Origin of the sequence: Trueperella bialowiezensis (assembly GCF_900637955.1) — a bacterium.
GTDB classification, from domain to species: domain Bacteria; phylum Actinomycetota; class Actinomycetes; order Actinomycetales; family Actinomycetaceae; genus Trueperella; species Trueperella bialowiezensis.
Window position 1 is genome coordinate 521932 of sequence record NZ_LR134476.1, and the last position, 15425, is coordinate 537356.

Genomic DNA, 15425 nt, shown 5'->3' on the forward strand with positions numbered 1-15425 from the left:
TTAACAGACGAGCCGCCCCGCATTGTTGCTGTGGTGCCCGGCGTTATTGCCGTGGTCCTCGCCATTATTGCTAAATAAGCAGAAATGAAAGGGTTGGGAGCCCTCGAGTCCCCCATTACTGCTAAATAAGCAGAAACGAAGGGGCGGGGGCGAACGCCACCGCGTTCGCCCCCGCTTACAGTCCGCCAGCTTTTCACCAGCTTGTAGCTGGCAGATCACCAGCTAGCCACTGGCCGATAAGCCAGCTCACAGGTTCTTAGTAGTCGCCTACCATCGTGGTCACGTCGAGTGCCTTCGTCAGGGTCTCCTCGTCGATCTCCCCGCGCTCAACGAATCCGAGATCGAGGGCGGCTTCCTTGACCGTGATGTTCTCGGCCACCGAGTGCTTGGCGATCTTCGCCGCGTTCTCGTAGCCGATGTGCCGGTTCAGTGGAGTCACGATCGACGGCGAGGACTCGGCAAGTTCGAGCGCGCGCTCGCGGTTCGCCTCCGCGCCGTCGATGGTCTTGGTGGCGAGTACCTCACACATGTTGCCCAGAATGTTGATCGATTCGAGCAGGTTCTGTGCCATCACAGGGAGCATGACGAGCAGGTCGAAGTTGCCCTGAGCACCCGCAAACGCGATCGCAGAATCGTTGCCGATTACCTGAGCGGCAACCATGACGGCCGCTTCCGGAACCACCGGGTTGACCTTGCCCGGCATGATCGACGAGCCCGGCTGCAGATCGGGCAGGTGCAGTTCGCCGATGCCGGCGCGCGGGCCAGAGCCCATCCAGCGCAGGTCGTTCGCGATCTTCACCAAAGAAACAGCAACCACGCGTAGCGCACCCGAGGTCTCCACCAGCGAGTCCTGCGCCGCCTGCGCTTCAAAGTGGTTGGCTGCCTCCACGAACGGCAGACCCGTGTTCTCCGCGATCAGCTCGATCACACGCTGCGAGAAGCCCTCCGGCGTGTTGATACCGGTACCCACGGCCGTGCCACCCAAGGGCAGTTCGGCCAGCCGCTTTTCCGTGTCCTTCACCCGCTCGATGCCGTAGCGGATCTGCTGAGCGTAGCCGGAAAACTCCTGACCCAGGGTGATCGGCGTGGCATCCATGAGATGGGTGCGGCCCGCCTTAACCACGTCCTTCCACTCGTCAGCCTTCGCCTCGAGGGAAGCAAGAAGAACTTCCATCTTCGGGTAGAGGTTCTCCCGCAGAGCAGCCAGCGCCGCGATGTGGATCGACGACGGGAACACATCGTTCGACGACTGCGAGGCGTTCACGTGATCGTTGGGGTGGATCTCAAGTTCGTCAGTTGAGGCGAGTGTTGCGATCACCTCGTTCATGTTCATGTTCGACGACGTGCCCGAGCCGGTCTGGAACACGTCAATCGGGAAATGATCGTCATGCTTGCCGGAGATCACCTCGTCGGCAGCAGCAACAATCGCATCCTTCCGCTCATCCGAAATCACGCCGAGTTCGTTGTTCGCGATCGCGGCCGCACGCTTGATCTGTGCGAGTGCGTGAATATGCGGTGGTTCGAGCCTCTTACCAGAAATCGGGAAGTTCTCCACGGCCCGCTGGGTCTGTGCCCGGTAGAGGGCGTCCTTGGGCACTTTCACTTCGCCCATCGTGTCGTGTTCGATCCGGTACTCAGTCATAACTCTCCTTTGAGACCTGATAGTGTCTGTACCTCGTTTTTACCATGCTCAGCCCACTCGTTCTAGCCTCCACGCGCAGGTTCAGCCATCGGCAAGAAGACTATGTACTCGTTATACGCCGACGGAGACGAGCACGCGCTGGAACTCTTTCAGATCCGAATAGCCGGTCATCGCCATTGCGTGCCGGAGCGCGCCGGTGAAGTTCGTCAGTCCGTTCGCGGATGTGGACGGGCCGTTAATGATCGTCTCCAGGTTGGCGACCGAGCCGACTTCCACGCGCTCGCCGCGCGGTAAGTCTTTGTGGTAGACCTCGGCACCCCAGTGGTATCCGCGCCCAGGTGCTTCCGTGGACCTGGCCAGCGCGGTGCCGAGCATGACGCCGTCGGCGCCGCAGGCAATCGCCTTTACCAGATCACCCGACGTGGATACCTGCCCGTCGGCGATGACGTGCACGTACCTCCCGCCGGTTTCGTCCATGTATTCGCGCCGAGCAGCGGCGACGTCGGCCACCGTCGTTGCCATCGGAACCGCGACGCCGACTGTGCGCCGGTTCGCCGTCGTCGCCCCGCCGCCAAACCCGGCCAAAACGCCTGCCGCGCCCGTGCGCATGAGGTGCAGTGCCGCCGTGTACGACGCCGCGCCGCCCACCACAACCGGCACGTCGAGCTCGTAAATGAAGCGCTTCAGGTTGAGCGGCTCGCGGTTCGACGACACGTGTTCGGCGGACACGGTGGTGCCCCGGATAACGAATAGGTCGACACCAGCGTTGACTACGGTACGCCAGTGTTCTTGCGTGCGCTGCGGCGAAAGCGCGCCGGCCACCAGCTGCCCGGAGGCCCGAATCTGCGCCAGGCGTTCAACAATGAGCTCCGGCTTGATCGGCTCCCGGTAAATCTTTTGCATGAGCGCAGTCGCAGTAGCGGCAGGCTCGGCGGCGATCTGCTCGAACAACGGCTCAGGATCCTCGTAGCGCGTCCACAGGCCTTCTAGGTCGAGCACGCCCACTCCCCCAAGCTCACCGATCTTAATTGCGGTATGCGGCGAGGTCACCGAATCCATCGGGGCGGACAGGATGGGGATGTCGAGTAGGGAGGCGTCGAGCTGCCAAGAGATTGACACGTCCGCGGCATCCCGAGTGCGCCGTGAGGGCACCACCGAAATGTCGTCGAAGGAATAGCCCACTCGTGCGCGTTTGCCGCGTCCAATATCAATTTCGCTCACGCTGCCACTCTACCGCTTCCCGCCGTCCGACTTCCCCATCACAATTGCCCCGCCACGATTTTCCCCACGGTCGTTCCCGTAGTTGCTCGCAGGTGCTGCAACTTCGCATACGCCCGCCAAATCGGCATATGCTGGTAGGCAACTAAAAAGGAGATGACATGTGGACCACCCTGCCACGCGCCGGATTCGACACGGAGACGACGGGCGTTAACGTCCTCGCCGATCGCATCGTCACGGCCGCGATTATTATCGACGACGGCGAAACCGAAGAACGCTACACGTGGCTGGCCGATCCGGGCGTGGAGATCCCCGAGGGTGCCGCCGCCATTCACGGTGTGACCACGGAGATCGCCCAGCGCGACGGCGAGCCGGCGGAGAAAGTGCTCTCCGAAATTGCGGACATCTTGGAGCACCACATGGCAGGTGGCAATCCGGTGGTCGCCTATAACGCGTCCTACGATTTCACGTTGCTCGAAAACGAACTGCGCCGCCACGGTATCGCTACGCTTGAAGATCGCCTTGGCGGGCGGGTCTACCCCGTTGTTGACCCGTATTTCTTGGACCGGCACGTGGACCGCTACCGGCGTGGCAAGCGCACGCTCGCCCACCTTGCCGCCCACTACGAGGTGCCTGCCGACGAAACATTCCACGAAGCCGAGGGCGACGTGCGGATGACCCTGCGCGTCCTGGACGCGATCTTGGAGCAGTATCCGCAACTAGCCGAGATGCCGCTCGACGTGCTCGACGCCAATCAGCGCGTGGCCTACAACGAGTTTCAGGACTTTATTTCTCGGCGCTACCGCCGGGCGGCAAATGAACCGCGCGGGTGGCCCGTTGCCACAGTCCAATGAGAGCCGTCAGGTCGCGGTGGGGGCGGCGTTTTATTCGGCGTGGCGGGCTTGTGCTCGCGGTGGTTGCGCTGGCGATCACGGGCGGGGTGGCACTGTCGCCGCGCCCGGACCTCACCGTGCTGTGCTCGAACAATCTGGACTCATGCGAGGCAGTGGCCGATAGCTTTTCTGCCCGCTCCGGGCACCGGGTGAAGATCCTGCGCGTGTCGACGTCGCAGGCCCTGGAAAGGCTGAAGGGCGCCGGCAAGTCGAGCGAATTTGACGTGTGGATCGGCGGGCCGACGCACGCCTATGCGACGGCGGAGGCCGCCGGGCTGCTCGAGCCGTTGCCGGACCTGCCCGCCGGGCCATCGGCAACGAATTCCTGGTTCGAAGTCTACGGCGGGATCCTCTCCCTGTGTGTGGCGGCCGATCATGACGTACGCTCCTGGGAGGAACTCGCCACCCGGCCGTTGCGCATCGCCGCGCCCAGCCCGCTCACCTCGGGCACGGCCGCCACGTTCCTCGCGCTGCAGCACATGCGCCTGCCGGACGCCACCCCGTATTTGCGCGGGGTCGACGCGCGTGTTGTCACCTACACGGACTCCGGAATGGCGCCGGCCCGGCTCGTGGCCACCGGTTTTGCCGACGTCGGCATCACGTTCGCTCCCTACTGCGACGCGGCGCGGGCACGCGGGGCGGCGGTGAGAACCGTTTTCCCCAGCGAGGGAACCGACTACGAGGTGGGCGGGGCCGCGGTTCTGGCCGGGTCGCCGCGCCGCGACATCGCTATCTCCTTCCTCAAGTTCGCGTTGAGCGCGCACGGCCAACACGTCAGCGCCGAGGCGGCCTTTCAGGCGCCGATCGCGTCGACGCGCCAGCCCACCCTGTACGAGCAGCTCGACGGGCTGGCCGTGCCGGTGCTGCACACCGATCCCTACCTGCTGTCCGAAACCCTGACCGGCCTCGTCGAACAGTGGGAGCGGGAGGTTTACCATGCGCGCCCGTAGCGTGGCAGCCGGTAGCCTCCTGTTGCTCGGCGCGGCCTGGTTAATCGACGCCGACGCCCTACGCGCGCTGCTCTCCTCACTAGCCGTGACCTTCCCGGTGGCATTGGCCTGCTCGATTATTGCCCTTCCCATCACGGTGTACGGGCGCGGATTCCACCGGCCGGCAGGCACATACATGGCCGGTGCCGCGGTCGCTTTCGTGCTCATTCCTATACCGGCGATCACGCATGTTCTTTCCATCTTCCTGGTGCCCTTCTCGCGGCCAATTCTTGTAGCCACCTTGCTACTGGCGAGTTTTCCGGTGGCTTTCTTGGTCCAGTACGCCACCTTCCACGTGTCAGCGACGGCGATCATGCTGGCCAGCCACAGCACACGTGCGAGCCTGTGTTCGCTGTGGCGCATCTACCCCGGCCAATTGTCACGCTCGTTGCTCGGACCCGCCGTTGTCGCAAGCCTTGTCATGGCATTCGACCCCGGTCTGGCACTTGCCGCCGGCACTTCGCAACCGGTTTTCGGGCGGGTGATCCTCGATTCGATCTCCTACTATGCCGCACCTTCGGCCCCGGGCACGATCATCGTTTTGTGTGCCATCGCGAGCGCATGGCTGGTCCTCGCACTGGCACCTAGGGCAAGCTCATCTGCCAACACCGATAACGATTCTTCGCATTGGCGCTTCGTGCCGCCGCGTTGGCTGACGATTCTCGCCCGTCTTATCTGCACAGTGGCCACGTGCGTCTACGGCGCGATCGTGGTGAACCTGGCTTTTCATGTTGCAGGCAGTCATCTTGGCGATGCGGTGAGCACGCTCGGCACGTCACTCATCTTGATCACGGTGAGTCTTGGCGTGGCAAGTGGGTGTGCGGCGTGGAGTTGGTGGTTGAATGTCAGTGCACGCTGGCCGCTGCGCGCGGCTCACCTGTGGCTGGCTGGACTCGGCCTCACGGGCGGCGGCCTCATTATCGCGGCGCTCTCCCGCGGTCTCATTCACATGGGCGCTACTCCACTCGCTGGCGGGGCCGGGTTTGCCGGCGGGGCGTTGGGCATCGTGTGTGCCCAATTCCTGCTCGCTTATCCGGTGTTCTTCCTCATCATGGCTGCGTTACGGGAGCGGCACCGCACCACCATCGGGATTGCCTACGACGCCGGTGCCAGCCCGCTTCGTGTTTTCGCCACCGTTTTCTTACCCGCCACGCGCAAGTATTGGGTGGCCGCATGGGCTGGCCTAGCCTCATTCTTTATGACTCACGCCGCTCCCACGATTTTTGTGGACAGCCCGGCGTGGCCGCAGCTCGGGCACGTGATCGCGCTGGCTGCTGGGAGTGGCGACCACGCGGCACTCGCAACGTTTTCACTGGTCGGTTTCGGGGCGAGCGTGCTGATCGCGCTCGCGTTTGCTGGTTTTATCTTCAGGAGGTCGCATGCCAACCGGGCTTAGTATCTCGGACTTGCGGGTACCGGGCAGGTTCGCAGGCAGCCTGCATGTCAGTGCCGGGCAGGTGCTCGCCGTCGTTGGGGCTTCAGGAAGCGGGAAAACCACGCTCGTCGAAGCCATCGCCGGTCTCATCCCGGCTCGTGGCTCAATTTCGTGGAATGGACACGACATCTCCCATCTGCCTCCGCAAGAGCGGCCGACGGGACTGGTTTCGCAAACCCCGGTGGTCTTTCCCGCAATGACAGTGGCTGCCAACGTGGGTTTTGGTCTCGACGACGCCGATATGGCCGACCACGTCCGTACAGCCCGGATCGACATCGCGCTCGCAGACATGCGAATCACCGGGCTTGCGGCGCGCTCGGCAAACACCCTGTCTGGTGGCCAAGCCCAACGCACAGCCCTCGCGCGCACGCTCGCCCGCCGCCCACAGATCCTCCTCCTTGACGAACCGCTCGCCCACGTTGACTCCCACCTCCGCCCCGATCTACAAGAAGTACTCGTGGGTTACACGCGGGAGCACGCCGCAGCCACGATCTACGTGACCCACGACGTCGACGAGGCCTTCCACGTGGGCGATAAAATCGCGATCCTGTATCGCGGACGCCTACTGCAAGTGGCCACGCCAGCGCAGCTGTACCGGCAGCCGTCCTCACGCCATGTTGCTCACATGCTCGGAATCACGAACATTTTTTCATGCTATGTGCGTGACTCGGACGGTTCCGGGCGGGTATCGGTGCTCGTTGGCGAGCACAACATTCACGCCCGCGGATCTGCTCAGCGCGGCCAGGCGCTCGTGAGCTTCGCACCGGAAGCCGTGCGGATAAGTCCGCGCGGGCAGATTCCGGGGCATGTGTTACACGCAAGATTCGTCCGCTCGCACATGTGGTACAACGTTGAAACGGACGTCGGAACAGTTCACGTGCAAACAGACACCTCCTGCGAACTTCCCGCTGGCAGCGAAGTCCGCCTCGACATCACGGACGCGTGGATCATTCCCGACGACGTCGTCGCACCAGCGAACTCCCGCCGCGATGACCCGGATGGTCCGCGCGGCTAACGGCGAATAGGAGAGAAAGGAAAACCGATGGTTGTTGCGTTCACGTGCCTCACCCTCGTGTGTGGGGCGCTTGCGATCGCGTGCGTGTACCTGTGGCGGGAACGACGCCGCGCCCGGGCCACTGCTCCTGCGCCGGCGGAGACCCAGCCTCTTGCCATTATTTCGCACGAGCTACGCACCCCACTCGCGCTCATTCGCGGAGCCGGCGAACTGCTGGCTGAAGAAAGCCCCGGCAAGCTCAATCGCCAACAACGCGAATTCGTCTCCACTATCGTCACCAACAGCCAGCTCGCTATCGATATTGCCGAAAACCTCGTGTCCGACCTACGCCTGTCCACCACGCACATCGCGGTATCGCGGGTGGACGTGCGTCAAATTATCGCCCGAGCAGTTCGCGACATGCGCCGATTTACTGACGTCAACATTGAAGTCGACGCGCCCGGCGGCCTCCTACCGATCTATGCCGATCCACAACTCATCCACCAACTGGTGTGGAATCTTGTCAACAACGCGGTTCGCCACGCCGGGCCGGATGCGCGAATCCGGGTGCGGGTAGCTAACGGCGAGGCCGGCGGCCTCCACTTGCGTATTTCCGACGACGGGCGGGGCATGAGCACCGAGGAGCTCGAGCAGCTTTTCGTCCCGTTCGTGTCCGGGTCCGCGCGGCGCCCGGGCGCGGGAATCGGCATGATGATCTCCAAACGCATCGTCGACGCCCACAGCGGGCAGATCATCGTCGACTCCGAAATTGGACGCGGCACCACGATCCACGTCGTCCTGCCCCACGCGCCTTCCGAACGCACATTGCTAGACTCTGGCCATGGCTAAGCCGCTCGCGCTCGTCGTCGACGACGAGGAACAGATGCTGGCAATCGTCACCTTCGCACTGAATACGCAAGGATTCGACACTCGCACCGCAGGAGACGTTGCCCAGGCATGGAACCTGCTGAGCACCACGAAATTCGACCTCGTGGTGCTTGACATCATGCTCCCCCACGGCTCCGGACTCGATCTCACGCGTCGAATCCGAGCCCGATCTGCACATCCGCCGATTATGTTGCTCACGGCTCTCGACGCCGAACACAACCGGATCGCCGGCCTCGAAGCAGGTGCGGACGACTACGTGACCAAACCGTTTTCCCCGCGCGAACTGGCGTTACGCGCTGAAGCGATCTACCGGCGCACGGCCACCAACGAACCGCCCAAACATTCTTTCGGCCAGCTCGTAGCCACTGATCAGGGCGTGTATTGCGGTGCGGACCTACTTCCGCTCACCGCACGCGAAGCCGACCTGCTCACCGTCCTCATCCGCTACGCACCCAAACCGGTGTCGCGAACCCGACTACTCAACGAAGTGTGGGGCACGACGTCACTTTCCGGCGGCGCTGACATGATCAAAACAACGATCTATCGGCTGCGGCGCAAACTAGACCACCACTGCGTGGACGACGTCGCGATCGCCACAGTTCCAAGCGGCTACCAACTAGTCGGCGCGCAACTTTCCACTGATTAACAACGACGACGTGAGCGCGCTTACCTTAACCGCGCCACCAGAACACCGCCACATCAAGAACCCTGTGGTAACGGCGTCGTTACCAACTGTTACTTAGTCGAGTATTTTTGCCACCGGCCCAGACCAACAATGGAGTTCAACGCACAAACGATGCTGTTTGAATGGAGGACTTCACATGGCACACACCGAGGGCGGCTCGGACCGCCACGCAAAATCCAAATGGGGCGTTTTAGCAGCCCCACCACCGGCTCCGCGCCTACCTAAAGAAAAAATCGATTCCACCTTCCGCCGATACCGAGCATCAAGCTTCCTGGGCATCTTCATCGGTTACGCGGGCTTCTACCTGATCCGCAACAACGTATCGCTGGTATCAGGAATCCTCAAAGAATACGACATCATGAACACCGTAGGCATCGGCATCGTGGCCAACGCCGTGCTGTTTTCCTACGGGCTATCCAAATTCTTCATGGCGATGCTGTCCGACCGAGCCAACGCACGCTTCTTCCTGCCGATCGGCCTCGCGCTATCCGGCCTCATTAACATCCTCATCGGAACGGTACCCGCACTCAGCGCAACAGTCGGTATCTTTGCGACGGTGATGTTCATCAACGGCTGGGTGCAAGGCATGGGCTGGCCGCCAAGCGGGCGCACCCTCGTCCAATGGTTCTCAACCAACGAACGCGGCACAATGACCGCCATCTGGAACACGGCACACAACGTCGGCGGCGCTGGCGTTGGTGCAGCCGCCGCATACGCATTACACCACTGGGCGGCCTCGCCCGCCGACTGGACTCCAGCCTTCTGGTTCCCCGGCGCGATCGCGATCGTCGTCGCGTTCATCGCCTTCCTCCTCATGCGCGACAACCCGGAAGCCATGGGTCTGCCACCCGTCGAAGAATGGCGTAACGACCCGGCCAAGGTTGAAGGCAGCGTTGAAGAAGCTCAGGGCTCGTGGTGGCACATCGTGCGCACGCACGTGCTCACCAACCCGGTCATCATCCTGCTAGCGGTAGCCAACGTGTTCGTCTACACCCTGCGCTACGGCGTACTTAACTGGATCCCGGTCTACCTGACCGACGAAGTGGGAGCCGCGAACATTACCTCCGGCCTCGCGGGCTTCGCCATCTACGAGCTCGCAGGCATTGTCGGCACGCTCCTGTGCGGTTGGGTCTCGGACAAGATCTTCAAGGGCTGGCGCTCCGGCGCTGGTATCCTCTTCCTCGTCCTCACCGGGGTGGCCATCGTCATCTACTGGCAGCTCCCCCAGGACGCTCCGCTATGGATGTACTACACGCTGATCGGCGTGATCGGCGGCCTCATCTACGGCCCGGTCATGCTTATCGGCCTGCAGGCCATCGACCTGTCACCTAAGTATGTGGCGGGCACGGCCGCCGGGTTCACCGGTCTGTTCGGCTACCTGCTCGGCGCCTCGCTCGCCTCGACCGGTGTTGGTGTGCTTATCCACAACTACGGTTGGGACGTCACCTACATTGCGCTCAGCGTGGTCGTCATCCTCGCTGTGGTGCTCATGATCATCGTAGGCCGCTATGAACGCCGCCTCATGGACGATCACAAGATGCGCACCAGCTAACCCCTGCCTGAGCAGGGCCTCCACAAGAGGGGGTGTGAACCGCAATGGTTCACACCCCCTCTTATGTCTTATGGTGACTGCTACTTTTGCTGGGAGGAGTAGTTCGGCGCCTCGGCAGTCATCTGAATGTCATGCGGGTGCGATTCACGCAGGCCCGCAGACGTGATCCGAACGAACTTGGCACGCTCCATCAGCTCTGGGATCGTACGCGCACCCGTGTAGAACATCGTCTGATGCAGACCCCCAACCAGCTGGTAGATCACCGAGCCAAGCGGACCGCGATAGGGCACCTGGCCCTCGATCCCCTCCGGAATAATCTTGTCATCAGAAGCCACGTCGGCTTGGAAGTAACGATCCTTCGAATACGACACGCGCCCACGCGAGCTCATCGCACCAAGCGAGCCCATCCCGCGATATGCCTTGAACTGCTTACCGTTCACGAATACGAGCTCGCCGGGCGATTCCTCACAGCCAGCCAACAGCGATCCGAGCATCACAGTGGACGCGCCAGCTGCCAGTGCCTTACCGATATCACCCGAGTACTGCAGCCCGCCGTCGGCAATCAGAGGTACACCAGCAGGCTTGCACGCCTCAGACGCGAGTTGGATCGCCGTCACCTGCGGCACGCCCACGCCTGCCACCACACGCGTGGTACAAATCGAACCTGGGCCAACCCCGACTTTCACCGCGTCCACACCCGCATCAATAAGCGCCTGCGCGCCCTCACGGGTAGCAATATTGCCGCCGATCACGTCAATGCCAGCAAAACGCGAATCGGACTTGATGCGCGCAATCATGTCTAATGCCAGCTTGGCCTCACCATTTGCGGTGTCCACCACCAGCGCGTCAACGCCAGCCTGCGCGAGTTCAACTGCGCGCTCCCACGCATCTCCCCAGTAGCCAATCGCCGCACCGACACGAAGCCTGCCATCGGCGTCTTTCGTGGCGTTCGGATACTTTTCCGACTTGGTGAAATCCTTGACCGTGATCAAACCGGTGAGCCGGCCGTCGTCGTCGATCAACGGCAGCTTTTCAATCTTATTCTTGCGCAAAAGTTCAGCTGCTTCTTCGCGCGTCGTGTGCGTGCCCCCAGTGACAAGAGGCATCGGAGTCATCGCCTCGGAGACCTTCATCGTGTCCCACTGCGACTCAGGGATGAACACCATGTCACGATTCGTGATGATACCGAGCAGCTTAGAGTCCGCGTCAACCACCGGCAGGCCAGAAATCTTGTACTGGCCACACAGCTCGTCCCACTGACGGACCGTAGCATCCGGCGAAATCGTCACCGGATCTGAGGCCATCCCCGACTCCGAACGCTTCACCACCCGCACCTGATGAGCCTGATCAGCAATCGAAAGATTGCGATGCAACACACCAAATCCGCCCTGCCGTGCCATCGCAATCGCCATCCGCGATTCAGTCACAGTATCCATCGCAGCCGACAGCAGCGGAACCTTCACCCGAATATTGCGAGTCAGGTGGGAAGTGGTATCAACCTCAGAGGGCACAACATCCGTGGCCCCGGGAAGAAGAAGAACGTCATCATAAGTCAAGCCGATAAGGCCAAAGGGATCTGCACTCACACTCCCATCTTAAGCATGGAACAGCCTTTCACCCAAGACGTTTAGCCGAACTCGACACGCCGCGCCACCTGCATTTTCGCGCAGATAGCAAAATGTGAACTTGGACTATTCCAAAAAGCAAGAAATTCCGATACTCTCATATGTATGTTTCACGCAGGTGGTCAGCGATGACTCGCAGGTGGTCAGCGGTGACTAACGTGCACGACGCCCGCAAGGGCATGATAAGGACGTGGTTGTGGTAGCTCGCATCAGGGACGTGCAGGGCGCGCTCGTGGATTTTTGGGACTGGCAGTCGTTGGGATCGTGCAACACGATGGACCCCGAATTCTTCTTCCATCCGGAAGGTGAAAGGGGCGGGCCGCGGCGGCGCAGGATTGAACGAGCTAAGCGGATATGCCAATCATGCCCGGTCATTGACGACTGCCGCGAGTACGCGCTCGATCACCGTGAACCTTACGGCGTGTGGGGCGGTATGAGCGAAGAAGAGCGCAGCCGCGAAAATAACCGGCGGCGTCGTTCACGCGCAAGCTAGATCAGCGCGTGCCAACCAGGCTCGCCTGGCCGGCACAGCGCCGCCGGCACTAGGTAGCTTTGCCGACACCAGATAGCAAAGCGGGCTCCCGCAATCTGCGAGAGCCCGCCCTTAATTTTGACGCTTAGCGAGTTACAACTGCGAGCACGTCACGCTGGCTGAGAATAATGTATTCGTCGTCGCCATACTTGACTTCCGTGCCTCCGTACTTGGAGTAGATCACCGTATCACCTACGGCAACGTCCACGGGCACGCGGTTGCCGTTGTCGTCAACGCGGCCGGGGCCAACTGCGACAACAGTGCCCTCCTGCGGCTTTTCCTGGGCGGTGTCCGGTAAAACGAGTCCGGATGCGGTGGTTTCTTCAGCTGCAACCTGCTGGATGACGATACGGTCATCGAGCGGCTTAATGGAGACCGACATTCGGTTCCCCCTTCTTTCTCGAATCTTCTTTCTCGATTATCTCGCTGGCTAACCGCCGTCGCGGGGGTCGGTAAAAACCAGACGTAGCTTTTGCTACCTGTATAAGGCTAAGCCGGTTTTGGCACTCGGTCAAGGCGAGTGCCAATTCGTACTGGCGCGCCTCGCTAACTGCGAACGCTGCCGCGCCAACACATAGTGTGAGACGATTAAGCTGTGTCTTTATCCGAACTCTTGACTGTCGATGGGCTCGAGCTTCTCGATTCCCTTCCGCCTTACAATCCTGCCAACGTCATGGCGCTGTCTGAACAGTTACAAAGGGAAGGGTATGCTCCCGGGCTCGTGGCGGAGGCACTCACCCAGTCCCGTTTACGTGAGCGGGCCGCAGACAAGTTCGGCCCGTTCGCTCAGCGCATGGTGTTCACCAAGGACGGCCTTGAGCAGGCCACACGGCTGTCCGTCGGCGCCTTTCACGCACAGCGCTTCCTCGAGACCGGCGCCACGCACGTCATCGACTTCGGTGCCGGACTTGGCGCAGATTCGATGGCGTTTGCAGGGCTCGGCCTGCGGGTGACGGCGATTGAGATGGACGACGTCGCCGCAGCCGCAGCCACTCATAACCTGCGTCCTTTTCCGGAGGTCGAGGTCATCCACGCGGACGGATTTAGCGTTGACCTCGCGGCCTTGGATGCTGATGCGATATGGATTGATCCAGCACGCAGGCTAAACGGGAGGCGTCTGAAAAATCCCGCGGATTGGATGCCCTCGCTCCACGACGCCGTCGCGCTCGCCCGTCACTTCCCTGCCGCTGGTATCAAGGTGGGTCCGGGGATTGACTACGCGCAACTGCCCGAGGACGCGCTCGTCGAGTGGATATCGGCCGGCGGCGATCTCGTTGAGGCCGTCATATGGCTCGGCAGCTGCGCTCCGGAGCCGGGTAGGCACGCGCTTGCCGTGGGAGCGACATCAGGCGCGGCACGGTGGGATTCGGGTGTCAGCGACCCGCGCCTGCCAGCAACCCAAGTGATCCCGGACGCGCTCGGGCTTGTCATCTACGAACCGGATCCGGCGATCATCCGCTCCGGGTCTATCGCCACACTATGCGAAAAATATGGGATCTCCCCCGTTGCAGACGGGATCGCCTATCTGACCGGCAATGAGATCATCGATTCGCCGTTCCTCACCAACTTTACGGTTGCCACCACGCTCCCGCTGGAGCCGAAGCCGATTCGCCGGGCGCTGCGCGAGCTGGGAGTCGGGCGTGTGGAGATCAAGAAGCGGGGCACCGATCTCGATCCGGAAAAGTTCCGCAAGAAACTCAAGCTTGACCCCAAACTGCCGGGCGAGATGACACTCATCGCCACGCCAACCATTTCTGGCAAACACCGGGCCATTCTCTGCGAGCGCGCCTAGGCCATCTGGACTCTGGGCACGTGCACACGCCTCGCGCACGACGGCGAAGTATCGAGCGTTCCTAGCGCAAGACGATCTGTTCGCGCGGCAACCCGGTATTGACTGTGACGCTAAGCGGCGAGGGGTCTACACCTTCGCGGGCGAGCGACCACCCCAGGGCCGCGATCATCGCACCGTTGTCCGTGCAGTAACGGATGGGCGGGATCCGCACGGTCACGCCGTACTTGGCTGCACGCTCGGCCGCGATTTCCCGAAGCATCGAGTTGGCGGAGAAACCGCCACCGATCACGAGCGTGTCCGATTCGAAAGTTTCGCACGCGTTGAATGCTTTTTCTAAGAGCACGTCAACGACGGCGTAGGAGAAGCTTGCTGCCACATCGGCCTTTGGAATGTCTTCGCCGCGGGCTTCACAGCCTTCAACATACCTGGCCACAGCCGTCTTGAGACCGGAAAACGAATAGTTGAACTGGTGGCGCACCTTGTCTTTGCCGCGCGAAAGCCCGCGCGGGAATCCGATCGCGTAGCGGTCGCCCTGCTGGGAGAGTCGATCGATGTGCGGCCCGCCCGGATATGGCAGGCCAAGGAGTCTGCCGACCTTGTCGAAGGCTTCACCAGCGGCGTCGTCGAGTGTGCCGCCAAGTTCCGTGATGTCGGTGGCAATGTTGCCCACTCGCAGAAGATGCGAGTGCCCGCCGGAGACCACGAGCCCGATAAAACGCTCCGGGAATTCTCCGTTGACTAGCTGATCTACAGCGAGGTGGCCAACGATGTGGTTGACGCCGTACAGCGGCTTTCCCAGTGCGAGGGCGAGTGCTTTTGCGGCAGAGACGCCGATGGTGAGCGGGCCGACCAGACCCGGGCCTGCCGTCACGGCGATCGCGTCGACGTCGCCGAGCTCGACTTCCGCCTTCTCAAGAGCCGCATCCAGAGTCGGCACGAAGGATTCGAGATGTGCCCGAGATGCGATCTCAGGGATGATGCCGCCGAATCGCGCATACTCGTCCATCGATGTGGCGGTGACGTCGGTAAGCAGCTCGCCATCGCGGACGAGGGCGACGCCCGTCTCGTCGCATGAGGTTTCGATACCAAGAACTAACACAGGGGTTAGTCTACCCCTCCACGGCCAGCGGTTAAACGCCGATCGGTTATCGTGCGATCAGCATCATGCTAGTACGGCAGA

At 61.8% G+C, this 15425-nt stretch carries 14 protein-coding genes; 9 read left to right on the forward strand and 5 right to left on the reverse strand.

Going from position 1 to position 15425, the window contains the following annotated elements; genetic code table 11:
* Positions 1–256 precede the first annotated feature (256 nt).
* Entirely contained in the window at positions 257–1642 is a 1386-nt protein-coding gene (locus EL234_RS02375; protein ID WP_126415961.1) for a class II fumarate hydratase, read from the reverse strand.
* 111 nt (positions 1643–1753) lie between these two features.
* On the reverse strand, positions 1754–2863 hold the full coding sequence (locus EL234_RS02380) for a GuaB3 family IMP dehydrogenase-related protein (protein ID WP_126415962.1): 1110 nt from the start codon (positions 2861–2863) through the stop codon (positions 1754–1756).
* A gap of 158 nt (positions 2864–3021) precedes the next feature.
* On the opposite strand from EL234_RS02380, the gene EL234_RS02385 reads away from it, so the two are divergent.
* The 7 genes from EL234_RS02385 (at position 3022) to EL234_RS02415 (ending at position 10296) form a co-directional block, all read left to right on the forward strand.
* Entirely contained in the window at positions 3022–3714 is a 693-nt protein-coding gene (locus EL234_RS02385; protein WP_126415963.1) for an exonuclease domain-containing protein, read from the forward strand.
* 50 nt (positions 3715–3764) lie between these two features.
* Complete coding sequence (locus EL234_RS02390) at positions 3765–4703, forward strand: extracellular solute-binding protein (RefSeq protein ID WP_164712299.1); 939 nt, start codon at positions 3765–3767, stop codon at positions 4701–4703.
* Positions 4690–6138, forward strand: a complete 1449-nt coding sequence (locus EL234_RS02395; protein ID WP_126415965.1) for a hypothetical protein — start codon at positions 4690–4692, stop codon at positions 6136–6138. Before EL234_RS02390 ends, EL234_RS02395 begins: the two co-directional genes overlap by 14 nt.
* Positions 6122–7192, forward strand: a complete 1071-nt coding sequence (locus tag EL234_RS02400; protein ID WP_126415966.1) for an ABC transporter ATP-binding protein — start codon at positions 6122–6124, stop codon at positions 7190–7192. Before EL234_RS02395 ends, EL234_RS02400 begins: the two co-directional genes overlap by 17 nt.
* 27 nt (positions 7193–7219) lie before the next feature.
* Complete coding sequence (locus EL234_RS02405; RefSeq protein WP_126415967.1) at positions 7220–8020, forward strand: sensor histidine kinase; 801 nt, start codon at positions 7220–7222, stop codon at positions 8018–8020.
* Positions 8013–8705, forward strand: coding sequence for a response regulator transcription factor (locus EL234_RS02410; RefSeq protein WP_126415968.1), 693 nt, complete (start codon positions 8013–8015; stop codon positions 8703–8705). The genes EL234_RS02405 and EL234_RS02410 overlap by 8 nt, the downstream gene beginning before the upstream one ends.
* A gap of 175 nt (positions 8706–8880) precedes the next feature.
* On the forward strand, positions 8881–10296 hold the full coding sequence (locus EL234_RS02415; RefSeq protein WP_126415969.1) for an MFS transporter: 1416 nt from the start codon (positions 8881–8883) through the stop codon (positions 10294–10296).
* Positions 10297–10376: 80 nt separating this feature from the next.
* On the opposite strand, the gene guaB is transcribed toward EL234_RS02415, so the two are convergent.
* Positions 10377–11882: an IMP dehydrogenase gene (guaB, locus tag EL234_RS02420; RefSeq protein WP_126415970.1), complete on the reverse strand. Its 1506-nt coding sequence runs from the start codon at positions 11880–11882 to the stop codon at positions 10377–10379.
* A 235-nt stretch (positions 11883–12117) separates the two neighbouring features.
* On the opposite strand from guaB, the gene EL234_RS02425 reads away from it, so the two are divergent.
* Positions 12118–12414, forward strand: a complete 297-nt coding sequence (locus EL234_RS02425) for a WhiB family transcriptional regulator (RefSeq protein ID WP_126415971.1) — start codon at positions 12118–12120, stop codon at positions 12412–12414.
* Positions 12415–12538: 124 nt separating this feature from the next.
* Here EL234_RS02425 and groES read toward each other — a convergent pair whose 3' ends face one another.
* Positions 12539–12835, reverse strand: coding sequence for a co-chaperone GroES (gene groES, locus EL234_RS02430; protein ID WP_126415972.1), 297 nt, complete (start codon positions 12833–12835; stop codon positions 12539–12541).
* Positions 12836–13048: 213 nt separating this feature from the next.
* Between groES and EL234_RS02435 the strand changes: the two genes are divergently transcribed.
* Positions 13049–14245 carry a class I SAM-dependent methyltransferase gene (locus EL234_RS02435; RefSeq protein ID WP_126415973.1) on the forward strand — a complete coding sequence of 399 codons (1197 nt, stop codon included), beginning with the start codon at positions 13049–13051 and terminating at the stop codon, positions 14243–14245.
* A gap of 61 nt (positions 14246–14306) precedes the next feature.
* Here the strand turns inward: EL234_RS02435 and tsaD are convergent, their stop codons facing one another.
* Positions 14307–15344 (reverse strand): tRNA (adenosine(37)-N6)-threonylcarbamoyltransferase complex transferase subunit TsaD, encoded by a 1038-nt coding sequence (gene tsaD / locus EL234_RS02440; protein WP_126415974.1) that lies wholly within the window; start codon positions 15342–15344, stop codon positions 14307–14309.
* Positions 15345–15425 lie beyond the last annotated feature (81 nt).

Excerpts from the sequence above, each read along its gene's own strand:
- EL234_RS02375 (WP_126415961.1), bottom strand. The coding sequence starts at position 1,642 with ATGACTGAGTACCGGATCGAACACGACACGATGGGCGAAGTGAAAGTG.
- groES (WP_126415972.1), bottom strand. The coding sequence starts at position 12,835 with ATGTCGGTCTCCATTAAGCCGCTCGATGACCGTATCGTCATCCAGCAG.
- EL234_RS02400 (WP_126415966.1), top strand. The coding sequence starts at position 6,122 with ATGCCAACCGGGCTTAGTATCTCGGACTTGCGGGTACCGGGCAGGTTC.
- EL234_RS02405 (WP_126415967.1), top strand. The coding sequence starts at position 7,220 with ATGGTTGTTGCGTTCACGTGCCTCACCCTCGTGTGTGGGGCGCTTGCG.
- EL234_RS02415 (WP_126415969.1), top strand. The coding sequence starts at position 8,881 with ATGGCACACACCGAGGGCGGCTCGGACCGCCACGCAAAATCCAAATGG.
- EL234_RS02385 (WP_126415963.1), top strand. The coding sequence starts at position 3,022 with ATGTGGACCACCCTGCCACGCGCCGGATTCGACACGGAGACGACGGGC.
- EL234_RS02395 (WP_126415965.1), top strand. The coding sequence starts at position 4,690 with ATGCGCGCCCGTAGCGTGGCAGCCGGTAGCCTCCTGTTGCTCGGCGCG.
- EL234_RS02410 (WP_126415968.1), top strand. The coding sequence starts at position 8,013 with ATGGCTAAGCCGCTCGCGCTCGTCGTCGACGACGAGGAACAGATGCTG.